We start from the raw sequence: 24,090 nt of genomic DNA, 5'->3' as shown, positions 1-24,090 counted from the left end.
GTCCTAGGTGCCCGGGATGGTTGAAGTCCTGCTGGGCGTCAAGGCTACCCCCGAACACCCGGGTCGCCCGGGCTCACAGGCCGGTGACGCCGTAACCGCGCGACAGTCGCTCTCGCTCTACGTCCGCCGCGAACGGAGCCGACCCGTCGAGGATCTCCAGGCCGGCTCGCCAGGCGCGCCGGGCCCCGATCTCGTCGCCGAGCCGCGCGTGGAGGTCGCCCATCGCGCGGTGCCCCTCGGCGACCCCGCTGCGGTCGCCGAGCCGGCTCCGGATCCGCGTCGCACGCTCGTAGGCGCGCAGCGCGCCCCTGAGGTCCGCCGCCTGCTGCCTGCAGAATCCGAGGCTGTCCCAGCTCGCCGCCGCGGCGCGCTCGTCGTCGATCTCCTCGGCCAGCGCGAGCGCCTTCTGACACCAGGTCACCGCCGTGTCCAGGTCCCCGAGATGTGCGAGGTCCCAGCCGATGGCGTTCATCGCGCGCGCCTCGCCGAGGCGGTCGCCCACGGCCTGTGCGTGAGCGAGCGCCCGGCGGTCGTGCTCGATGGCCTCGTCCCACCGCTCGCCGGACTCGGCCACGGCACCGAGCCCGAGGTGCACCTCCGCGCCGCCCGCTACGTGCTCGAGCTCGCGGTTCAGCTCGTCCGCACGCAGGAAGTGGCCGCGTGCTCGCGCGTGCTCACCTCGGCGGTACGCCGCCTTGCCCAGGTGGAACTCGGCGCGCGCGGCCAGGTCACGCAGACCGCCCCGGTGCGCGGCGGCCAGGACCGCCGTCTGGGTGCGGGTCGCCTCGCTCCACCGCCCGTTCCACTCCTGGAGCTGCGTGGTGAGAAACCCGATCCGGAGGCAGTCGACGTCGTGTCCCAGGTCTCCGGCCAGCCGCACGACGGCCACCAGGTTCGCGTGCTCCGCGGCGAACCATCGCTGGGCATCGGCCGCGGAGCAGATGGGTGGAACGCTGACACCGCGGACGCCGCCCGGGCTGTCGACCCCTCCGGGCACGGCCGCACGGAGTGCGCCCGGCCGCTCCACCGCCTCGCGCACCGCGCGGGCGTAGTGGTCGAGGAGGCGCCGGACCGCCTGCCGGTTGTCCAGCCGCGCACCGAGCTCCCCCGCGTAGCTGTGCAACAGGTCGGGCAGCCCGATCCGGCCGCCGGCGGAGACCGTCACGAGGTACGCCGACTCCAGCTCCGAGACCCGGACGCGCGCCTGCTCGACGGACAGTCCCGCGAGGCTCGCGGCAGCCTCGATCGACAGGTCCGGCGTCGGGTGCGTGCCGAGCAGGCGGAAGAGCCGGGCAGCGGGTGCGGACAGGGACTCGTACGAGCGGGCGTACACCGACCGCAGGTCTGCCGCGTCCTCGCCCAGGGTGAACTGGTCCAGCCTGGGGTGGGCCGACCGGAGCTGCGCCACCACCGGGCCGAGGTCGGCCTCGCGCTGCCGCGCCGCGCGGGCCGCGACGATCACCAGCGCCAACGGCAGCCGCCCGCACTGGGCGGCGATCTCGTCCAGCGTCGCTGCGGATGCCGGACGGACGGTGCCGAGGCGGCGCGCCAGGAGCTCGCGCGCGTCGCTCGCCGGCAGCACGTCGAGCTCCAGCCCTGTCGCCGCCTCGCGTGCCACCAGGCCGTCCAGGCGGTAGCGGCTGGTCACCAGGACGAGCGAGCCCGGTGAGCCCGGCAGCAGCGCGCGCACCTGCTCGGCGTCCGCGGCGTCGTCCAGGACGATGAGCAGCCGACGTCCGTCGGTCAGGGTCTGGTAGCGCGCGACGCGCTCCTCGAGGGTGTCCGGCGTCCTGGGCGCCGGTTCGCCGAGCGAGGCCAGGAGGTGCCGCAGCGCACCGTCGACGGACAGCACCGCACCCGGGCGGCTGCCCCGCAGGTCGAGCCAGATCTGGCCGTCGGGGAACCGGTCCGCCGCGCTACGGGCCCACGCGCCGGCGAGCGCGGTCTTGCCGACGCCCGGCTGGCCCGAGACGACGACGACCGCGGTGTCGGAGGCAACCGCCGCCACACCCTCGGGGGCCTGGGCGTCAAGTAGCGCCTGCTCCCGGCCGCGCCCCACCAGAGGGGCAACGTGGGGAACCTGACGGGGCACGAGGGGCGGGGCCTGTGGCGTGATGACACCAAGACGCACCGTGCCCGGCACGCGAGTCGCCGGGGCCTCGCCGGCGAGGGCTCGCACGTGGAGCTCGCGCAGCCGTGCGTCGGGCTCCACCCCCAGCTCCTCGGCGAGGCTGCTGCGCAACCGGTCGAACGCGGTCAGCGCCTCCGACCGGCGGCCGGACTCGCTCAGGCCGCGGACGAGCTGGAACCAGATGCCCTCCCGCAGGGGATGGCGCTCGGCCAGGTCCTGGAGCACGGCGACGTCCGCGGGCCGACCCGCCGCGTTCAGCAGGTCGTGCTGCCGCTCGACCGCGGCCAGCCGCTGCTCGGTCAGGCGGGCACGCGCACCCTCCAGGCTCTCGCGCGGCACGTCGGAGAGCGCTTCGCCACGCCACTCGTCGAGGGCACGCGTGAGCCCGGCGAGCTCCTCGTCGTCCCGGCCCTCGCCCCGGCTGCTCGTCGCCGCGGCCAGCAGGCTCGTGAACCGGCCCACGTCCGTGCTGTCGCCGGGCGCGTCGAGCAGGTAGCCGTGCGGGCTGGTTCGGACCAGCCCGCCCAGCGGCCCCAGCGCGGTGCGCAGCCGGTTGATCACCACGTGCGTGGACTTGCGCGCGTTCGATGGTGCGGTCCGGCCCCAGAGGGCTTCGGCGAGCTCGGCCGGCGGCACCACCGACCCGTGCCTGAGGACGAGCAGCGCCAGCGCCGTCCGGGACTTGGGGGAACCGATCATGATCGGTCCGCTGTCCGCGACGACGACCAGCTCCCCCAGCACTCCGAAGCGCATCCGGCCCGCTCCCACGTCTGTCACAGAAGACACTCAGGAAGTCTCGCGTGGGAGCAGGCGAGAAATCACCTAATCTCGCAAACTTTCGAAGGGGTACGGGCAAAGTTCACCCGCGCCTCGGCCAGGTCCGCTCCGAGCGGGCTCGGGGCGGACCTGGCACCGGACCACGGGCTAGAACACGCTGTCACACTGCGTGCGGTCCCCGTCGACCATCCGGCAGATCGTCTTGCTGGGCGTCCGGGTGATGATCGTCGTCTCGTAGGTGCGGCTCTGCCGTTCCCCGTTCAGGTTCTCCCAGCTCTCGGTGAACTGCCTCCGCGTCGATTCCACCCGCCACTTCACGTAGTACTTCACGGAGTGCGGCTGGTTGTCCTTCGGGGTGTACGTGTGGGTCGTGTCGGTGCTCCACGAGACCGTGTTCGCCTCCTTCACCGACGCCTCCACGTCGAGACCCTTGAGCGAGCCGCCGACGCTCAGGGACTTCTCGACGGTACGGCTGCCGGCCCGGCCGAAGCGGTAGGCGCAGGTCTCGGCGATCTTGTCCTGCGCGGGACCACCGCACATCAGCCCGCCGATCTCCTCGTACTCGTAGCTCGTGATCGTTGGGAACTCCCGCTCGACCACGTCGGCCTCGTACGGCGAGTCCTTCCCGCCGATGTACACGTTCCGCTTGTAGCGCTTGATCGTGGGCTGCGGTCCGCTCGGCTTCTTGAAGACCGACTGGATCAGCTTCACGACCGTCTGGATCGCCTGCAGCAGCCAGCCGAGGAACAGGCCGTCCGCGTCGGACGCCGACGTCGGGTTGTTGTTGGAGTACGCGTAGCCGTTCATCTGCTGCATGTCGTGGTGGTCGATGAGCGGGTCCACCGAGATGAACCTGCCCAGCTCCGGGTCGTACTCCCGGGCCCCGAGATGCACGAGCCCGGCGGCCGCGTCGATCGTCCCGCCCACGAAGCCCTTCTCACCCGGCCACTCGGTCGGCTGTTCACCCCGCGCCACGCCGAACGGGTCCATCCGGCGGACCGACGTCGCCATGGTCACGGCGTCGATCGCGACCTGCGCCGTCCCGTGGTGGTCGCTCGCGGTCCAGGTCAGGCTGCTGTCGGAACGCACGGCGACGGGCTGTCCGGCGTGCGTGTAGTAGCGCGTCGCGGTGAGCTCGCCCGTCGCCTCGTCCGCCCGCAGCTCCTGACCAGGCAGGTACAGGGTGGAGGCGTCGGGGGCGTGTCGGATCACCCGGTCGCCGTCGGCCCCGTAGACGAACGAGGTGACCTCGTCGCCCTCGGTGACCGAGCTGACCCGGCCGAGCTGGTCCCACACGAGGCGCTGGTCGCCGCGCTGGATCGTGTTGCCGGCGTCGTCGTAGGCGTACTCGTCCAGCGAGATCTGCGTCCCGTCGGCCGACAGCGTCTTCGCCGACCCGACCACGTTCGCCTGCTCGGCCCCCGGCTCCGGGTACTCGTACTTCTCGGTGACGTCCCCCTTGACGGTGTGGTCGACCTTCGTGAGCCGGTTGCCCGCCTCGTCGTAGGTGAACGACTGCCAGTACGCCGCGGGCCCGGAGAGCGCGTCAGCGCTGCGCTCGTCGGCACACGACCCGCCGGGGGTCCAGGCCTCCGTGAGCCGGCGCAGGTGGTCGTACTCGAAGCACTGCCGGTCGGTCGCCTGCTCCCCCGGGGTGTCGGTGATCGAGAGCACGTTGCCGGCGTCGTCGTAGTCGTAGGCGAGGTCGGCCTGCTCGGGGCGAGGCACCTCGCCGTCCACCACCGTGCGTTCCACGCGGCGGGTGTAGTCCTCGTAGTAGGTGGTGATCCAGGCACGGTGCTTGGTCTCGTCGTACTCGGTGGCGCAGTCGTTCTGCTGGTCGTCCCGGTCGGGCACGCCGCCGAGCTGGACCCGCTGCATCTCGCCGAGCCGTGTGTACGTGGAGCACGACGCGTAGTAGGTGGTCTCCCCCGCGCCGTCGGCTCCACCGTAGGTCGTCGCCGGGCGGCCGGCGTCGTCGTAGGTGTGGAAGATCTGCTCCTGCTCCAGGTCCCCGATGGCCGGCAGGATCTCGCTCTTGAGGCTGCCGTCCGGGTTGTACGTGTACTCGGTCGCGTACGTCCGCGGACCGCCGTTGCCCGCGCCGAGGATCCCCTCGGACTGCGGGATGGTCAGCAGCGCCTGCTTGGTCTGGTAGGTCGCGGTGTAGGAGTTCGTCTTCGAGGTGACCGCATTGCCGTCGGCGTCGAGCTGGATCGCCGACGTCGGCTGCCCCTTGGCGACCGTCACCGTGCCGTCGGGCCGCACCAGGCGCGTGGCGTCGTACGTCCACCGCGCCAGCACGGTCCCGTCGGAGCCGCCGTCCCGCACGGAGGTCTTGCGGCCCAGCGCGTCGTACTCGTGGCTGAGCACCTGGCCGCGGGAGTCGGTGGTCCGCACGAGCTGGCCGGCCGCGTCGAACACCGACTCCGTCACACCCGCGGACGGGTCGTCGCTGCGGACCCGCTGGCCGGACAGGTCGTACTTGTAGTCCCACTCGCTACCGGCCGGATCGACGACCTTCTCGAGCTTCCCTGCGGGGGTGTACTCGTACCGGGTGACGTCCGCCTCGCCGGTGGGGGTGCTGCCCTCGAACTGGTGCAGCTCCTTGACCTTGCCGCGCGCGTCGGTCACGGTCATGGTGGGTGTGCCGCCCTCGGGCGGCGTGACGTACGTCCGGTCGCCGCCGTACCGGGTCAGGGTCTTCCAGTCGGTGACCGTGTTGGTCTGGAACGCCACCTCGACCGGCCGGCTGGCCGCGTCGTACTTGGTGACGTTCTGCCCCAGCGCCTCCGAGTCGGCGGCGCGCCACAGGCGCGAGTCGACCGGGTCGGCGTTGAAGAACGGGTTGGTGACGATGTACTCGCGGCCCTGGGTGTCGTACCGGTGGTCCGTCAGCAGGCGTCCGCCGCCGGCGGCGGGGACCTGCTCCTGCCGCACGCGGTAGCTGCCGTCGTAGATGGTCCGCGCCTCGACGTACCTGGCCTGCGCGTCGTTCGAGTTCGGGCCGAGGTGGCGTGCGGTCACCACGTTCGGCGCGTCCCGGCTGATCGCGTACTCGAAGGTGGTCGACGGCGCGTCGGGGTACTTCGTCCGGAGGCGGTCAGTGCCCCACACCTTGATCAGCCGCCCGAGCGGGTCGTAGACGTTCTCGGTGATCAGGCCGTTCGGGTCGGTGACCTTGACCGCCTGGCCGTTGCTGACCTCCAGGTCGGTCCGCGTGGCGAAGCCCTTCGGGTCCGTCACCACCGTCGCTGTCGTCGGCCCGCCGGTCGCTGGGGTGTAGGCGGTGGTCGTCGCCCGCTCCAGGGCGTCCGCCGTCCGGGCCACCCGCCCGTGCACGTCGTAGGCGGACGTCGACCGGGTCTCCCAGACCGGTTCGCCCGCCTCGTAGCGGACCGCCTTCTCCACCAGGGTGGGATTCCCCTTCGTCGGCGCCGCTCCCGCACCCTGCCCGTCGTACCGGGTCCGCTGTTCCGCGACCGCGTGCTCCGGGTACGACGGCGTCGCGTCGCAGTTCACCGCTACGGTCCGGACGCGTACCAGGAACGACACGAGCCAGGCGCTCTCGTTGGCGGCGTACGTGTTGGTGGTGCACAGGTCGTCGTCCGTGGTCGAGACGTCTCCCCTGTCGTCGATCGTGGCCGGCTGCCCGTACGCGTCGTAGGTCGTGACCTTGCGGGTCTCGACCCGTCCGCCGGAGTCCTTCGGCGTGAACGTCCGTTCGGTGCCGACCGCGGTGAAGTAGGCCTTGAGATCACCGCGCGTGGCGGTGGGACCACGCCATACCGGGTCCTTGAGCGTCTTGATGACCACCGGCGAGTCGTCCGCGATGCCGTTGCGCGTGATCGACTCGCGCTCGAACCCGTGCAGCCAGTCGTGGTCCGTGTGCTCGCCGTCCTCGGAGTCCTTGATCACCACCGGGCGCCGCCCGCCCTGCGGGTTCAGCCGGTCCTGGTCCATGCCCCGGTAGTAGTACGTGTCGGTCCGCGTCTGCGGCCCCGCCTCGTCCTCCGGGTCGCCCGCGATCTTGGTGACGTGGGAGAAGCCCCGGAACTCGTTCCAGTTCTTCTTGTCCGGCGGCGTGAACTCGCTCGTGTCGTAGTGCCACGCGGCGCCGTCGTACCGGTACTGGATCTGCTGCTCGATGCTCGAGCTGATCAGGTCGCTGATCACCAGGCCGGAGACCACGTACTTGTTGAACCACGCGGTCTGCTCCGCGTGCGTCTCGTCGGCCCAGGTCGCCGGGTAGCACCGGCGGGTGTTGGTGTGCGCGTCAGCGGGGACCCGGCCGGCACCGTCGAGGCAGTTCGCGGGCGCGTAGGTCACACTGATCACCCCGCCCGCCTCGGACACGACGCTCGTGATCCGGTACCGGTTGAGCGGCGTCTGGTTGTCCGTCACCACCCGGTTGGCCATCTGGGCGCCCTCGAACGTCACCTTCGGCAGCGTCGTGCCTGTACCGCCGCCGATCAGACCCGTGTGCTCGATCGACTTCAGCCAGAGCGCTGCCCCCGAGCTCCCGTCGCCCGGGCTGGGATAGGACTGCTCGAGCTTCCACCGGTCGACCGGCACCAGCGCGCCACCCTTGCGCACCTGCGTGGTCACCGTGTCCAGACGCTGCCCGGTCCAGAACGTCGGCGACCAGTTCTCCGCGCAGGTCGCGGCCTCGCACATCCGGGCGAGCGGGGTGTCCGGCCAGTTGTGGTGCTTGCTGGTGGCGCACTCCGCCGCCGCGAGGCCCGGGATGCACCTGATCGCCGTGCCGAACTCCACCGTAGCGGCGGGCGTGCTCGACGCCGTCTCGTGCAGCCCGTACCGGATCTGGTTCAGCCAGCCGCCGCGGTCGTAGGTGATGGACTTGTCGCCGTCGTTGAAGTCGCCGTACCGGTTGGTCTCCTTGGTGTAGTCGTAGAACATCGTGTTGCCGTTGCGGTCCACCACCTTGTCCAGGTTCCACCGCCACGCCTGGTCGCACCGCGACTCCTTGAACGACGCCGCGCTGTAGCACGGCTCACCGCTGTCGTCGCCGTACACGCGCACCTTCCACACCGAGTTCGACGCCGGCCGCGACCCGAAGAAGTACTGCGTGCCGTCGGTCGTGGTGATCTTCCAGCCCTCGCCGTCCTGCTGGCCGCCGTCCGGTGACCCGATCTGCTGCACCCGGGTGTACCTGTCGTTCTTGAGCTTCCAGCTGTCACCGCCGGCACGGATCATCAGACCACCACCGCCGTCGAACACCGAGGTGGCGTTGTCGCCGCGCCAGCACAGGTCCCCGACGTTGTCGAAGCCCTTCTTGGGCGCGCGACTGCCCTCCTTGTCCTCCATGCACCCGCCGTACGTCCGCTCGACGAAGCTCTCCCCCAGCCCCCAGCCGTCGCCCACCCAGGACGCCTGGTTGTTCGTCGCGCTCGTGCGGCCGTCCACGGCCGACGACGCGTAGCTCAGCGCGAGGCTCGGCTGGAGGCCACCAGGGGCCGGTGGGACCCGCAGCGGGTACGACCACGTGAAGTCGCCCGTCTGCTTGGACACGTCCCAGGTCGCGGACGGCGACAGCGGCGTAGCCGTCGGCCGCCCGCCGCCGTCCGACACCTCGCTGCCGGGCCGCTGGCCCGGGCCGAGGGCATCCGCGGACGAGTCGTCGCTCGGCGGCGCGTCCATCCCGCCGGCCGGCACGACCGGCACCGACGGCATGCCCGCGAGACCGCCCGGCGTGGCGGCGGACGCGTCCGGCGGCGCCTGGGCCACCACCAGCAGCGAGGCGACAAGGGCGATCAGCGGTACGGTCGCCGTCCACCGGCGGCGGAAGGTGCGCTGTTCGGGGTGCGCGTGCCAGGTCATGACTCGTCTCCTTCGGTCTGTGCGGCCGGCTGCGGGGTTGGCCCGGCCTGCGCCGCGAGCTCTGCGATCTTCTGCGCGGACAGGGCACCCATCCAGGTGTCGACCTGGTCGATGGCTCCCGTGAAGTAGTCGGCGTTCGCCGCTCGGAGCTGCCCACGGCCGATGGCCATGCGCCGCTGCGCCGCGGACAGGGTCACGCCGTCCTGCAGACCGACCAGCGCACCGTCCACGTACAGCCGCAGCTGCTTGGCCGGGTGGTCGTACACCCCGACGAGGTGCGTCCACTTCCCGATAGCCGCAGGCGGCCCCGAGTAGGCCCTCGCGAAGGTGCCGGTGTCGGCGTCCAGGGCCCAGCCGCCGAACGACCAGCGCCCGATGTTGCCGTCGTACTGCAGCGAGAAGTCGCTCATCCTGGCCCCGTCCTGCGAGGCGACCGTCTGCACGCCCGCGCTGTCGGCGACCCGCACCCGCGCGCCGACCGTGATGCTCCCGTAGGTCGGCACGCCCGCCCACGCGGCCTGCGCGAACCCGGGGTTGCGGGCGTCCAGGGAGAGCGCCCGGCCGAACCGGCCGTCCACGAAGGCGACGGTGCCGTGCGCCGTGGTCGTGTTCTTGCGCCACGAGCTGTCGGCGACCGTGTCGTCGTCGAACGTCCAGATGCCGTGCGGCGGGTCCCAGACGTCGTTGTAGACGGCGGCCATCTCGGCGTCGGACAAGGTCTTGTCGAAGGTGCGGACGTCGTCGATGTGGCCCTTGAAGGGAACAGTGAACTCGCTGGCGGCGTCGCGCTGGTGGGCGCCGATCCGGAGGGTGCCGGACGGCGGGACGGAGTCGACACCGGGCAGGAGCTCGGACATGCGGCCGTTCACGTACAGGCGCATCTGGCCGAGGTTCGGGACGTAGGCCAGCGCGAGGTGCGTCCAGTGACCGACCCGTACGGTCTCGTCGGAGTAGACCTCCTTGACGACGGCCACGCCATCGGGACCTCGCGCCGCCATGACGGCGGCCCACCGGTTGCCGGCCCGCGTGATCAGATAGTTGTACCCGCCGCTGACGATGCCCTCCCAGGCCTCGCTGGTGCTCGCGGACTGCGGGAAGACCCAGGCCGACGCCGTGAACGCCTCGCCGGCACCGGGCGGGGGCTCCGGCGCGACGGCGTAGCCGTCCACGCCGTCGAAGGTCCGTGCCCGGCCCTCCCGTCCGGGGACGATGTCCGTCGCGAGCGCACCCCGCATGGTCGCGTCCGCCCCGCCGACGGCGTCGACCGCCACGGCCGTGCCGTCCGCCTCGTCGAGCTTCCAGTGATGGGTCGGCGTCGGGGGCTTCGGCGGGACGGGGTCCAGGAGCCCGCCCGAGGCGTAGTACGTGTGCAGCTCCTTGACCCGGGTGTCGTTGAACGCGCCGGTGTAGGCCCGCACGTCGTCGATCACGCCGGGGAAGTACTCCGCCGGGGCGCCGGAGTCGTCGCGGCCGCGCCCGATCTGGAGGTCCCCTGGCGACGGCCAGGCCTCGACACCGTCACCCTCGCTCACGCGCACCGCGTCGACGAAGAGCCAGATCTTGCCCGTCGGGGCGTGGAAGATGCCCGTCAGGTGCACCGGCCGGTCGAAGTCGCACGGGGCGTTCGGGTCGGTGTTGAACGGGTCGCACCGGAACAGCCCCACCGAGGCGACCTTCGTCCTGTCCTCGTTGGACATCTCGAAGACCCAGTCCCCGTTCTCGTGCGCGGCGTCCGCCCCGGCCTGGTAGCCGAGCCGGAAGCGGCTGTCGCCGTCCGCCGCGCCGTCCAGGCTCAGCGCCGTGTGGACGCACTCACCGGGACCGGGTTCGGTCCCACCGCCCTCCCAGTCGTCCCAGGTGCAGGCCTTGTCACGGTCGAGCTGCACGACGGCGGAGACCGTGAACGACCCGTCCGTGCGGACGTCCAGGTCCTTGGCCGTGAGGTAGTCGTCCGTACCGTCCAGCTCGAGCGCGTTCCCGACCACGCCGTCGGTCCAGGCGACCTGCGCACCGGCGGGAGCCGCTGCCGCGCTGCCGCCCACGGCGTCCGCGGCGCTGGCGCCCTGGCCCTCGTCGAGGCGCCAGTTGTGCCGCAGCGTCAGGTCCCGGCCGGCCAGCTCCCGGACCTCGTCCGGGAAGAGGACCCTGCCGTACGCGGTGACGTCGTCGACCGAACCCAGCACCCGGTTGTTCCGGACGCCGAGCCGCAGGGCCGCGCCGATCTGCAGCTCCCCGGTGGGGTGGTCCCACACGACCGGGGCCGCGGTGGTGCCGGCGGGCTCCCCGTTGACGTAGAGGGTGATGGTCCTGGCCGTCGCGTCGTAGACGCCGGCGAGGTGCGTCCACACGTCGTCCTGCGCGAGCGGCCCTTCGACCACGTAGTCCGTGCCGGCCCCGTCGGCGGACGGCCGCTGGAAGCCCCACCGTCCGCCAGCCAGCGTGCCGAGCTGGAACGCGCTCATGCTCCGGCCGTCCTGGGACACCACGGTCGAGGTGCCGTTCAGGTCGTCGATCCGGGCCCACGCCGTCACCGCGAAGCTCTTGGTGGTGTCCACCGTGTGCGGTGCGGAGATCCAGTCGTTGCCGTCGCCCGTCAGCGCCTTGTCGTCCCCGTCGGAGGGCAGGTCGGTCTGCCCGGGCCCCCACCGGCAGGCTGCCTCGGACGTCGCACCGTCGCAGTGCACGGTCCCGTTCAGCGCCTGCCCGGTCGCGCTCGTCGCGTTCCCGTCCAGCAGCCAGCGCCCGGCGGCGACGTCGTCGCGCACCACGATCGCCTGGACCTCGTCCGGGCCGAGGGCCCTCGTGAACGCCCGGACCTCGTCGACGGCGCCGTTCCAGCGCGACGACGGCGTCCCGTCCAGCCCTCTGCCGATCACGAACGGGCCGCTCGCCGTGAACGCCGTCTGCGGCCGGGCCACCGGGCTCCCCGGGCTTCCGTTCACGTAGAGCCTGATCGCCCGGTTCGCGCCGTCGTGGACGGCGAACAGGTGCGTCCACGCCGTGGGGTCGGCCGCGGCCGACCGGGCCACCGCGTCGGCGGCGACGCCCCGCGCGTCAGAGCCGTAGGTCGCGTACTCCCACTGCCCCGCCGTCGCGCTGGTCTTCACGTACGACACGGTGAACCCGCTGCGGTCGACGCCGTCCTGCGACAGCGCGACCAGCCGGCCACCGACCGCCAGGTTCTCGACCGCCGCCGGGTCCAGCCGGACGTGGCCGCCCACGGAGTAGCTGCGGTTGGTGGTCACGACCGGTCCGTCGGACGAGACCACCTCGCCGTCGGCCCCGCCGACGTGCACCGCCTGGCCGACGGCGCCCTCGCTCACGCTCGGGTCCTCGTCGCCGTCCGCGTCGCAGTCGCCGCAGAAGTACGCGTCCTGGTGCAGCACACCCGCCTGGCCACCCGGCACGCTGTTCAGCGTCGTGCTGCTGCCGGGCTTGTCCTCGAACTTCCACTGGGCGGCCTGCACGTTCGAGCTGGCGACCGCCGCCTTCGCCTCGGCGGCGGTCAGCACACGCTCGTAGAGCTTGACCTCGTCGACCATGCCCTTCCAGTGGTCCACGGCCGCCGCGCCGTTCCACATGGTCCGGCCGATCTGGACGTCGCCGTTCGCGTCCCAGTCCTGGCACGCCGACCCGCGGGTCACCTCGCCGGCCTTCTCGCCGTCGACGTAGAGCGTCAGCTTGCGGGTCCGGGCGTCGTACGTGCCCGTCAGGTGCGTCGGCACACCGCCCTCGGACGGCTCCGCCGACGCGGCCATGGACGTGCCCTTGTACTCCGCGTCCGAGCACGCCATGCCGAACACCCAGCGGCCGCCCTCCTCCACGCCGTCGCCGTCCTCGTCGGGCCGCTGCCACAGCACGAAGCCCGAGAAGTTGGTGCCGTCCTGGCTGACCGCGGCGCGCGCCCCGGTCGTGTTGTCCAGCCGCACCCACGCGGACACCGAGAAGCTGGCGTCCGTGCGCACGGCGTTGGGCGCGCTCGCGTGCGCCCTGTTCCCGTCGAGCGCAACGCCCTGGTTGATCGCACCGTCGTCGTACGACGCACCGTCGTGGAGCACCATGTCGCGGTCGCCCAGGTACGCGCGGTCCTTGCCCGTGCCGTCCAGCGACCAGTCCGCATAGGCGCCGTTGCCCGGGCGGACCCGCAGATGCTGGGTCACCATCTGGCTCTTGTTCCCCGCGCGGTCGACCGCCTGCACGAAGAACGAGCGCGCGCCGTCGCCGGGCGGTGTCGTCCAGACCGTGGCGTTCCCGCCGAGCGCGCTGGCGGCGATCGTGTTCGCCGGTGAACCGGTCCAGCCCCACACGTAGTGGTCGACGTCGTCGTCGCCGGCCGGGGTCGTGCAGCGTCCGGCGGTCTCGAGCGCGGGGGTGCACGTCCTGAAGTCGAACCGGCCCTCGACACCCTCGCCGCCGTGCCACCGGTTCTCGTCGGTGTACAGGTAGCCGTCGACGACCGGCGCGGTGGGAGCTTTGCGGTCGACCACGAACCGCGGCCCCGTCGCGACCGGCCCGTCGTTGTTCCAGTCGCGCGCGTTCACCTGCCACGTCACGGTGTTGACGGCATTCTCGGCGGTCGTGATGGGGCGGGAGTGCACCGTCCCGGACGCGGCGGCGTTCGGGCTGACGTAGTCGGTCGTCTGCCCGTTGCTCGTGTACCGCCAGACACCGTGCAGCCCGTCACCGTCGGGGTCGTGCAGGGTCGCCTTGATGCTCACGCTCGAGTCGCTGATGTACGGCACGCCGGCGCACCACGTGCAGGGCGCCCCCAGCGGCGGGTCGGTCATCACACCGGCCGGCGCGAGCGGCTTCGTGTTGAAGCGGGCGATCAGCTTCGCGTTGTTGTTGTACTTGCGCCACCACGGCGAGTTCTCCAGGTCCTCGTCGTTCGCGGGCGACACCAGGAACGACGTGTGCCCGCCGCGGTTGACCTTCGACGTGACGTCGACCGCTGCCGTCTTGGCCCCTGGGCACCCCCACTTGGAGTTGACCTTGGGCGCCAGCATGTGGAGGGTCGGGCCCTCCCAGCCGGGCTTGTTGTTCCACGTCGTGCCCCCGTCCGGGTGCGCGGTCGCCTTGTGCACGAGGTGATACCGCTCGGTCGCGTTGCAGTCCGGGCTGTGCTCGACGACCGCGTTCAGGTCGGCGTCGACCACCTCCTTGCCCTCGAGGAAGCTCGTGTCGAACCGCCAGTACGTCCACGCGACGCCGATGTTCCGCAGGCCGCACGCGCCCCAGCCGGACCAGCACCGGCCGACCTGCGCCAGCGGCGGCTCGCCGCTCGTGTTCCAGCCCTTGAAGTCGGGCAGGCCGGAGAGCACCGTCGCCCAGCCGAACTTGTCCGCCGTGTGGTCCCGCATGATCGTGATGGGGAACTCGGTGTCGCCGTCGACGGCGTCGTCCGCGAGCGCCAGTTCCGCCGAGTCCTCTGTGTCGGGGGCTACCGCGACGGGCTGCCCGTCGGCGTCGGCCGCCGCTGGTGGCGGCACCGAGATCGACCCGTCGCCCTTGGCGGCCTGGATCTCGAACCCGCCCTCGCGCTGCCTGACCCGGTCGCCGGCGCCGCCCGAGACGCCGAGGCGGAGCGGGTCGGCGATCAGCGCTTCGGCGGCCGCGCGGTCCCGCACCTCCAGCCGCGTCGAGAATCCGTAGGAGTACGCGACCACCTGCAGGTCGACGCCGGGCCGGACGTCCTCGTAGGTGGCGGTCGCGCCGTCGAGCGACGGAGCCGGAAGGTTCTCGGACGGCTCGAGACTCAGCGCCGCTCCGCCCTGCTCCATGCGGGCGAGGTCGGTGTCCGGGCCGCCCGGCGAGAACGCGAGGTCGACCGGTGTCGCACCCGGGCGCAGCAGGCCGTCCTTCCCGGCGCTCAGGTCCGTGTCGATCTTCTTCCAGGTCCCGTTCTCGGCCTTGGCACGGATCGGGGACGAGTTGAGCTCCGCGACCATCTGGCCGTCCGGCTCCGCGTAGACCGACTGTGTCTCGGTCCGCAGCTCGGGTACCTCGACGCGCTTGCCGGTCGCCCGCGCGGTGGCTGCCGCCTTCTGCTCCGCACGCTCCTGCCGGGTCGGCCCGGCCAGGGCGGCCGCCGACGGCGCGCCGGGTGCCCCGGCACTGTCGGGCGCCGCGCTGCGGGCGGCCGTACCGGACACGAGACCCTCCGCCTGGGCGGGAATAGCGATCGCGCCGGCGCCGAGCGGCACGGCGATCGCCAACGACACGACGGCCGCGAGCGCACGGCGCGACCGTGTCCGGCCTGACCTCGGCATCAGCCCGCCGGCAGCCTTCGTGCCTGGCGCGGAATCCTCGCCTGAACGCATTGCTCAACCCTTCGTCGCCGTCCGGTACCTCAGCCGGACACCACAGGCGAGGATCTTGGGGCGGGCTAACAGATCGCTCTCATTTCGGACATGACCGAATCACCCACTGCGGCGTGGCACGACCTCTGCCCCGCCGGGAGGCCCGCGCCGTACGGTGATCCGCGATCCGGGAGGCAACCTCCGGGCGGCGACCTCCGGGGACAGCATCCGGAGGCAACATCTGGAGGCAACGGTGAATCAGTCGAACATCCGGCAGGCGGGTCCCGCGCGCCGCACGTCGCCCGGCAGGGCGGCCCTCGGCGTGGCCACGGCGGTCGCCGTCGTCCTGGGTTCCGTCGCGCTGGGTTCCGTCGCGCTACCCGCGGCGGCGGTCACGAGCGCGCCGTCCGCACCGGCCGGGGAGATCCTCGGTGAGCAGAGCCGGCGGGCGATCCCGGGCGAGTACGTCGTCGTGCTGGACGACGCCGCGGCGTCCCGGGCGGACGTCGAGGCCCGGGCCCTGACGAAGGAGTTCTCCGGCGCGCTCCGGAGCACGTTCGAGCACACCGTCCCGGGCTTCAGCGTCGCCATGTCCGCCGCCGACGCCCGCCGGCTCAGCCGGGACCCGTCGGTCGCCTACGTCGAGGCCAACCAGCGCATGAGCGTCGCCGACGTCCAGGCGCCGACCCCGAGCTGGGGCCTGGACCGGGCCGACCAGCGCGCCCTGCCCCTCGACACGTCCTACACCTACCCGAACACCGGAGCCGGGGTGACGGCCTACGTGATCGACACCGGCATCCGGGTCAGCCACCAGGACTTCGAGGACCGCGCGGTCTCGGGCACCGACATCGTGGACGGCGACGCCGATGCGGCCGACTGCAACGGCCATGGCACCCACGTGGCCGGCACCCTCGGCGGCGAGAGCCACGGCATCGCCAAGGACGTCTCGCTGGTCGGGGTGCGGGTGCTGGACTGCGCGGGCGACGGCACCACCGCCGACGTGATCGCGGGCATCGACTGGGTCACGGCCCACCATCAGCCGGGCGAGCCGGCGGTCGCCAACGTGTCGCTCGGCGGCGGCTTCTCGCAGGCCGTGAACGACGCCGTCGCCGCGTCGATCGGCGACGGCATCACCTACGCGGTGGCGGCGGGCAACGAGAACAGCAGCGACGCCTGCACCCGCTCACCCGCCTCGGCGCCCGCCGCGCTGACCGTCGGTGCCACCACCAGCGCCGACGCCAAGCCGTCCTACTCGAACATCGGCCCCTGCCTCGACTTGTTCGCGCCCGGCTCGTCGATCACGTCGGCCTGGCACACCAGCGACACCGCCACCAGCACGATCAACGGCACGTCGATGGCGACGCCGCACGTGGCAGGCGCGGCCGCCCTCCAGCTCGCGGCCGACCCCGCACTCACCCCTGCGCAGGTCTCGGCCGCCCTGCTGGCCGCGACCACGCCCGACGTCGTCACGGGAGCCGGCGCCGGTTCCCCGAACCGCCTGCTGTACACCGGGAACGTGCCACCGCCCACCCGGGACTTCGCGGTCGCGCTCGACCCCGCCGAGGGGATCGTCCAGGCAGGATCGTCCGTCACGACGACCGTCTCGACCCGCACCACGCTCGGCGACCCGCAGCAGGTGGCGCTGACGGCGAGCGGCCTCCCGTCCGGTGTGACGGCGTCGTTCGAGCCGGCCACCGTCACGTCGGGCGAGACGTCGGCGCTCACCGTGACCGCCACGTCGTCGACCCCGCCGGGGACCTACGCGGTCCAGGTCCGCGCGCGCGGGACGACGTGGCGCGCCGCCACCTATCACCTGACCGTCGCCGGCCCACCCGGCTGCACCCAGACCAACGGCAGCAACGTACCGATCAAGGACAACGGGGTCGTCGAGTCGGTCGTCTCCGTCGCCGGCTGCGCCATCACACCCAGCGCCACCGCCGTGGTCGACGTCGCGATAGTGCACAGCTACATCGGTGACCTCTATGTCGACCTGGTCGCCCCCGACGGCACGGCCCACCCCCTGCACCGCGGCACCGGCGGCGCCGCGGACGGCATCAGCACGAGCTACCGGGTCGACCTGTCCGCCGAGACCGCCGACGGCCCGTGGCGGCTGCGCGTCCGGGACACCCAGGCCGGCGACAGCGGGTACATCGACTCCTGGGCCCTCCACCTCGACCCGCCGGCCAGCCCGCCACCCGTCTGCGCCGGCGAGAACACCACCGACGTCCCGATCCCCGACAAGGCCACGATCAACAGCCCGATCACCCTGTCGAGCTGCCCCGGCAACGGCACGACGTCGGCACAGGTCCGCGTCGACATCACCCACCCGTACCGTGGCGACCTCGTCGTGCGGCTGATCGCCCCCGACGGCACGGCGTACACACTCCTCGACAAGGCCGGCGGCGGCGCCGACGACGTGCACCAGACCTTCGTCGTCGACCTGTCCGGCGAAGCCGTCGACGGCACCTGGAACCTCCGCGTCCAGGACACCGCCGCCGGCGACACCGGGACCCTCACAGGGTGGTCCCTCACGCCCCGGCCGTAGGCGCCGCGGAGCCGGCCGTAGGCGGGGCGGAGCCCGGCCCGGGTCAGACCCGGGCCGGCGTACGGGCGGTCTGCCGCTCGGGCGTGAAGGCCACGGGCAGCACGGCCGGGTACCGCGACCACGGCGACGGGGCCCACGTCACCTCCGGGTCGGTGAGGCGCAGGTCGAGGCGCTCCATGAGGCTCTCCACGGCGATCTTCACCACGAGCCGGCCCGGACGCCTGGCCGGGCACGCGTGCGGCCCGACGCCGAACGACAGGTGCGACCGGTTGTTCGCCTCGAACAGGTCGTCGGTGGTGCGCACCCGAGGGTCGTTGTTCGCCGCGGCCAGGCCCATGACTATCGCGTCGCCGGCCTGGATCCGCACCCTGCCGAGCGTGCAGTCGGTCACGGCGTACCGGGCCGGCAGGTTGGCGACCGGCGGCTCGCTCCAGAGCGTCTCGTCCAGCGCGTCGTCCAGGCCGCGGCGCACGCCCGTGACCCGGCCGGTGTACCGGGGGTCGGTGAGCATCCGGCGCAGTGTGGCCGCGATCCACGTCACGAGCATCTCGTTGGCCGCGCAGATCGCCACGACCATCGAGTGCACGATCTCGGTGTCGTCCTCGAAGCTCGGGTGCTCGACGAAGCGGGCGGTCAGGTTGTTCCCCGGGTTCTCCCGCGTCGCGAGGACGTGGTCGAGCACTATCTGGTCCATGGTGGCCAGCGCCGTGACGGAGTCGCCCCCGTGGCCGAAGATGCCGTGCGCGCACCGCAGCAGGGCGATGCCCTGCCGCTCGTCGAACCCGAACATGCCCGACACCGACAGGAACGAGACCGCCGCGGCGTACCCGCCGATCAGGTCGGCGTGGCCCTGGGCGGCGAAGGAGTCGATCAGCCGGCTGCACACCACGCGCACCATCGCGGCGGTCTGCGCCTCGTCGATGCTCGCGAACGCCTCGTCCACCGGGAGCCGCAGCCGCCGGTGGTCCGCGCCGTCCGCGTAGTACAGCGCGCGCCGTCCGGCCGGGGAGAGGATCGCGTGCAGGGTCGAGTCCAGCGGCAGCCGCTCGTTCCAGTGCCGTGGGTCGCGCGCGAAGACGCTCTCCGTGCGCATCACCTCCATGACCTCGGCGTGCCCCAGCACGAGCCAGCCGGGCACTCCCGGCTCCAGGTCGACGGGGGCCACCGGACCCCACCGGTCCTGCAGCTTCCGCAGTTCTGCGGTCATGTCCTCCGCGCCGGTCAGATCCACCAGCGCCACGCGACCTCCGCTCCGCTGCGGCTCCAGGTCAGACATGCCCCTCCACCGGTCGATATTCATCGAATCATCCATCGAAGTATGGGGCGACCTGCGTAGACGCCCGATCGTGGGTTTCTATCACGGGCGGCGGAGAACACGTAACACCCGTGTGGTCCAGGTCACCCTCGGTTAACCCGCTACGTTCGGGTCACCTGTGCTCGGGAGGCGGAACCGCCCGTGCTGCCGGACCGGGATACCGGGCCGAGATACCGGACCGGACCGGGCCGCGTGCGACGATGCAGTCGTGAGCATGCACGGTGGCGGCGGAACTATGGGCGGGGGCCGCACGATGCGGTCGTTCACGCAGGACGGCTCGGTCACCCACGAGCGTCTCGGCCGGGGCACGATGCGGCGCATCGTGGGTTTCGCCCGCCCCTACCGGGGCAGGCTGATCCTGTTCGTGCTGATCCTGGCCCTGGAGGCTGCGGCGGGCGCCGCCACGCCGCTGCTCTTCCAGCGGATCATCGACCACGGCATCACGGGCGGCGACACCCGCCTGGTCGTCCTGCTCGCGGGCGCGGCGGCGATGCTCGCGATCCTGGCCGCCGGGCTGTCCGTCGCGGACCGGCTCGTGTCGTCCCAGGTCGGCGAGGGACTCATCCTCGACCTGCGCACAGCCGTGTTCGACCACGTCCAGCGCATGCCCCTTGCCTTCTTCTCCCGGGCCCGTACGGGTGCGCTCGTGCAGCGCCTCAACGGCGACGTGCTCGGCGCGCAGCGCGCCTTCACGTCGACCCTGCAGACGGTGGTCTCCAACACCCTGACCATCGCCTTCACGCTCGCGGCGATGTTCACCATGTCCTGGGAGCTCACCCTCGGCGCCCTCGTCCTGGTGCCGCTGTTCGTGTTCCCGGCGCGCTGGTTCGGCCGCCGGCTCGCCACGCTCACCCGGCGGGGCATGGAGGTCGACGCCGACCTGGGCCAGGTCATGAACGAGCGGTTCAACGTGTCCGGCGCCCACCTCGTCAAGGTCTTCGGCGATCCGGCCACCGAGTCCGAGCGGTTCGCCGAGCCGGCCCGCGAGCGCCGCGACCTGGGCGTCCGGACGGCGCTGCTGGGCACCTGGTTCCGTGTGGGGCTGTCGACCATCGCGTCCCTGGCCGTCGCGGGCGTGTACGGGCTGGGCGGGCTGCAGGCGATCGCCGGCGAGCTGACGGTCGGCACGGTCGTCGCGCTCGCCACCTACCTGACGCGTCTGTACGGGCCGCTGACGGCGATGGCGAACGTCCAGGTCGACGTGATGACGGCGCTCGTGTCGTTCGAGCGGGTGCTCGAGGTGCTGGACCTGGTGCCGTCGGTGGCCGAGCGGCCGGACGCCGTCGACCTGCGCGCCGCCGTCGCCGCCCGGGGCGCCTCGATCTCGCTGGCGGACGTCACGTTCCGGTACCCCCGGGCCGAGGAGGTGTCGCTCGCCTCCCTGGAGTCGGTGGCGGGGCAGACTGCGAAGGATCCGACGGCGGACACGCTGGTCGGGGTCTCGTTCGAGGTCCCGGCGGGCTCCATGGTGGCGCTCGTCGGCCCGTCCGGGGCGGGCAAGACGACTGTCTCGCAGCTCGTCAGCCGCATGTACGACCCGACGTCGGGCGAGGTGCGCATCGCGGGGACCGACCTGCGCTCCGTCACGTTCGCGTCGCTGCGGGCCACGGTCGGCGTCGTCGCTCAGGACGCCCACCTGTTCCACGACACGATGGCGGAGAACCTGCGGTTCGTCCGGCCGGAGGCGACCGACGCCGACCTGGAGCGGGTGCTGCGCCAGGCCCGGATCTGGGACCTCGTCGAGAGGCTGCCCGAGGGCCTCGAGACCGTGGTCGGTGACCGCGGCTACCGGCTGTCGGGCGGCGAGCGGCAGCGCCTCGCGATCGCGCGCCTCCTGCTCAAGGCGCCCGACGTCGTGGTGCTCGACGAGGCCACCGCGCACCTCGACTCGGAGTCCGAGGCCGCCGTGCAGGTCGCGCTCGACCAGGCGCTGGCAGGGCGGACGTCGCTGGTCATAGCGCACCGCCTGTCCACGGTGCGCGCGGCGGACCTGATAGTGGTGCTCGCCGACGGGCGGGTGGCCGAGTCGGGCACCCACACCGAGCTGCTCGCCGCCGGGGGTCTGTACGCGGACCTGTACCGGACCCAGTTCGCGGCGACCGCCTGACCCGGGGACACCGAGCGATTCTGCCCAACCACCCGCCCACATCCGGGCACAATCGCTCGGTCCGTTTCGGAGCTGAGCCATTGTGCCCGGAAGAACGCCGACTTCTGGGCACATTGGCTCAGCGCGGCCCAGGGGGCAACGGCGCCGGCGGCGGGTTCCGGATCGCCGCGTCGATCCGTGCGAGGACCGCCCGGGACCGTTCCAGCTCGGACCGGTACCGCTCGGGCAGGTCGGCGGCGAGCCGGCGGCGCAGGTCGACCGCCTCCCGCGCGTGCCCCAGTGCGGCGACGTTGTCGCCGACCGCGCTCATCGCGCTGGCCAGGTTCGAGAGCGCGAGCGCCAGGTCGGGCCGGTGCTTGTCGGGGTTCTCCAGGACGAGCTGGCGGCGCATCATCACCGCCTCGCGCATCGGCGGCAGTGCGTCGGCGGCCCGGTCGAGGTCGAGCAGGGTGGCCCCCAGGTTCGCGAGCGCCTCCGCGAGACCCGTGCGGTACTTCTCCGGCTGCTCCCGCACGAGCCGGCGCAGCATGTCGACCGCCTCCTGCGTGGGCGGCAGCGCCTCGTCGAACCGGCCCAGGTCGGCGTACCGCACGCCCAGGTTGGACAGGGACTGCGCGAGGTACTTCAACGACCGGGCGTTCCCGCCCGCCAGGCCCCTGCGGATGGCGACGGCCTCCTCCTCCAGGAGCACCGCCTCGTCGTACCTGCCGCGCCGGGCCAGGGTGACGCCGAGGTTCGACAGCGAGTGCGCGAGGTAGTGCAGGTACCGGTCGGGGTGCTCGGCGGCGAGCTCGCGCCGGATCTCCAGCGCCTCCCGCTCGAGCCGGAGCGACTCGTCGGCGCGGCCGGTGGTCGAGTACAGCGCGCCGAGCGCGGAGAGCGCACCGGCGAGGTCGGGGCGGGTCCCGCGCGCGTTCTCCTTGGCGAGGCGGCGCTGGAGCTCCAGCGCCTCGACGAGCACCACGCCCGCCTCCTCGTACCGCCCGAGAGCCTCCAGGGTGGTGCCGAGCTGTCCGAGCGACCAGGCCAGCTCCCCGAGGTGCTCGGGACGGGCCGCGGCGAGCCTGCGGCGGATCGCCACCGCCTCGGCGTTCGCGGGCAGCGCGTCCTCCGGCCGGCCGCTCTCCGTGAGGGCCTCGAAGTTGCCCAGCACGGCGGCGACCTGCGGCTCGTACTGGACGGGGTCGCCCTCCGCGAGGCGGCGGTAGATCTCGAGCGACGCCCGCTGTGCCAGCTCGATCTCGCCGACCCGGCCGAGCTCCGTGTAGGACACCCCGGCGTTCTGGAGGGCGCGCGCGTGCTCGGCGTCCGCCCACAGGCCGTCGCCCCGCCGAAACTGGCGGCACAGCGCGATGACCTCCTCCTGCACGGCGAGGGCGTCATCGTGCCTGCCCACCGCCCGGTACCCCGTCCCGAGGTTGTTCAGGGCCGTGCACAGCGCGGGCCGGTACCGGTTCTCGTCGCCCCAGGCGAGGCCGCGCCACAGGCCCGCCGCCTCCTGCAGCACGCCGAGGGCGACGTCGACCTCGCCCTCGGCGATCAGCACCATGCCGAGGTCGGTCAGCGCCTCACCACGTTCGGCGTCGCTGCCGGTCGCCCGGGCGAGGTCCGCCACCCGGTGCGTGAGACGGTCGAGCACCGGTACGGCCAGGGGGCCCGACGAGCGCGGCAGCCGGCGGGAGGCCCGCAGCAGCGCGGGCAGGTCCGCCGCCCGTCCGGCGGGCAGGGCAGACGCGGCGGCCTCGACGAGCTCGCCGGTGACGTCCCGCTCGGCGACCGGCCGGTCGAGCCCCATCTCGGTCGAGAACGCCAGCATCGCGAACGCCTCCCCCGGCGCCAGGTCGCGCGTGCAGGCCGCGGTGAGCTCCTCCGACGCCGCCAGGGTGCGTGAGACGAGCAGCTCCGCCAGCCGCGGGACGGTCGGCAGGTGCGCGCGGACCCACGCCACGGCGTCCACCGTCCGGCCCGCGACGGGCTCCACGCCGGCCCGGCGCAGCGCGGCGCGGATGCCCTCGTCCGTCGGGTCGCCGAGCAGTGTCGCCACGGCCAGTGCGGCCTCGGCGGCACCGGGCGCGAACCCCGCGTCCGCGTCGGAGCCCGCCCACCGGGCGCGTTCGTGGTCGAGGACCAGGTCGAGCGCACCCACCGGGTCGACGACCTCGTCGCCGCCGTCGAGCACCGTCACCAGCGCGGCCGCGTGCAGGTCGAGCGCGCGCACCTGCTGGTCGGGCTCCGCCGTGAACCGCAGCCGCGGGACCGGGCGGCCCAGCGCCCGGGCGAAGCGCGTGGCCGCAGCCTCGACGAGCGCGCGGTAGTCGCCGGTACGCTCGATCTCCAGCCCGAGCGCCGGGTCGAAGGCGACGTCGAAGGTCCTGTCGAGGGCCGGCTCGAGCGCCATCTGGGTGACCGACGGCGTCCGTCCGGCCCACAGCGAGCTGGTCCACCGCTCCCTGCGCCACCACTGCCCGCCGCTGCGGGCGGTGGCGAGGACGCGCAGGCGCCCCCGCGGCCGGGTGGACCCGATGGCGTCGAGCAGCGCGGGCAGGCCCGGCCGGGACGCCGCGTCATCGACGACCAACAGGACGCGGCGCGCGGCCGAGGCCGCTGAGACCGCGGCGGCCTCCGCGCCCGGCGGCACGTGCACCACCGTCCATCCGGTGCGCCGCAGGCTCTTGCCGAGCTCGAGCGCGAGGCGCGTCTTGCCCACCCCGCCGAGCCCGCACAGCAGCCGTAGCGCCACCGGTTCCCGCGAGCGCACCCACGACCGCAGCTCGGCCAGCTCCCGCCCGCGGCCCATGAACGGCACCACCGCGCGCTCGGGCTCGAGGAGAGCGGCTGGGCTCGTGGCCCGCGTCTCGCCGGGTCCGGGTCGGTTCATGGGGAGTCATCCAACAACACCTCGATCCGTCTGACCAGCACACCCGTGATACGTCAGGAAGCCGCACAGAACGACGTCGTCGCAGGTCAGCGGCCTGGATACGGTCGCAGCACCGAGCACCGCACCGCATCGTGAAAACACCGGTGGCCCGTCCGGCGCGGCGTCGTTCGCGGGCGCCGTCGGCGAAGGTGAGGAGG

General features: G+C 72.8%; 7 protein-coding genes. 2 read left to right on the top strand and 5 right to left on the bottom strand.

Annotated features, from left to right (window positions below; genetic code table 11):
- Positions 1 to 73 precede the first annotated feature (73 nt).
- The 3 genes from ACFWE2_RS11460 to ACFWE2_RS11450 form a co-directional block, all read right to left on the bottom strand.
- A complete protein-coding gene (locus ACFWE2_RS11460; RefSeq protein ID WP_377224351.1) occupies positions 74 to 2,917 on the bottom strand; it encodes a BTAD domain-containing putative transcriptional regulator in 2,844 nt (947 codons plus the stop codon).
- A 138-nt stretch (positions 2,918 to 3,055) separates the two neighbouring features.
- On the bottom strand, positions 3,056 to 8,749 hold the full coding sequence (locus tag ACFWE2_RS11455; protein ID WP_377224350.1) for an RHS repeat domain-containing protein: 5,694 nt from the start codon (positions 8,747 to 8,749) through the stop codon (positions 3,056 to 3,058).
- A complete protein-coding gene (locus ACFWE2_RS11450) occupies positions 8,746 to 15,069 on the bottom strand; it encodes a LamG domain-containing protein (RefSeq protein WP_377224349.1) in 6,324 nt (2,107 codons plus the stop codon). The genes ACFWE2_RS11455 and ACFWE2_RS11450 overlap by 4 nt, the downstream gene beginning before the upstream one ends.
- A gap of 232 nt (positions 15,070 to 15,301) precedes the next feature.
- Between ACFWE2_RS11450 and ACFWE2_RS11445 the strand changes: the two genes are divergently transcribed.
- Complete coding sequence (locus tag ACFWE2_RS11445; RefSeq protein ID WP_377224348.1) at positions 15,302 to 17,593, top strand: S8 family serine peptidase; 2,292 nt, start codon at positions 15,302 to 15,304, stop codon at positions 17,591 to 17,593.
- 43 nt (positions 17,594 to 17,636) lie between these two features.
- On the opposite strand, the gene ACFWE2_RS11440 is transcribed toward ACFWE2_RS11445, so the two are convergent.
- A complete protein-coding gene (locus tag ACFWE2_RS11440) occupies positions 17,637 to 18,869 on the bottom strand; it encodes a cytochrome P450 (protein ID WP_377224347.1) in 1,233 nt (410 codons plus the stop codon).
- A gap of 253 nt (positions 18,870 to 19,122) precedes the next feature.
- On the opposite strand from ACFWE2_RS11440, the gene ACFWE2_RS11435 reads away from it, so the two are divergent.
- Entirely contained in the window at positions 19,123 to 21,015 is a 1,893-nt protein-coding gene (locus tag ACFWE2_RS11435; protein ID WP_377224356.1) for an ABC transporter ATP-binding protein, read from the top strand.
- A gap of 118 nt (positions 21,016 to 21,133) precedes the next feature.
- Here the strand turns inward: ACFWE2_RS11435 and ACFWE2_RS11430 are convergent, their stop codons facing one another.
- A complete protein-coding gene (locus tag ACFWE2_RS11430) occupies positions 21,134 to 23,893 on the bottom strand; it encodes a tetratricopeptide repeat protein (RefSeq protein ID WP_377224346.1) in 2,760 nt (919 codons plus the stop codon).
- Positions 23,894 to 24,090 lie beyond the last annotated feature (197 nt).

Origin of the sequence: Promicromonospora sp. NPDC060271 (assembly GCF_042726755.1) — a bacterium.
Taxonomy (GTDB): domain Bacteria; phylum Actinomycetota; class Actinomycetes; order Actinomycetales; family Cellulomonadaceae; genus Promicromonospora.
The sequence above is the reverse complement of the archived record's forward strand: the minus strand, read 5'-3'. Positions and strand labels throughout refer to the sequence as shown.

Bases quoted from the DNA above. Each gene is read 5' to 3' on its own strand.
- ACFWE2_RS11430 (WP_377224346.1), bottom strand. From the start codon at position 23,893: ATGAACCGACCCGGACCCGGCGAGACGCGGGCCACGAGCCCAGCCGCT.
- ACFWE2_RS11440 (WP_377224347.1), bottom strand. From the start codon at position 18,869: ATGTCTGACCTGGAGCCGCAGCGGAGCGGAGGTCGCGTGGCGCTGGTG.
- ACFWE2_RS11450 (WP_377224349.1), bottom strand. From the start codon at position 15,069: ATGCGTTCAGGCGAGGATTCCGCGCCAGGCACGAAGGCTGCCGGCGGG.
- ACFWE2_RS11455 (WP_377224350.1), bottom strand. From the start codon at position 8,749: ATGACCTGGCACGCGCACCCCGAACAGCGCACCTTCCGCCGCCGGTGG.
- ACFWE2_RS11435 (WP_377224356.1), top strand. From the start codon at position 19,123: ATGCACGGTGGCGGCGGAACTATGGGCGGGGGCCGCACGATGCGGTCG.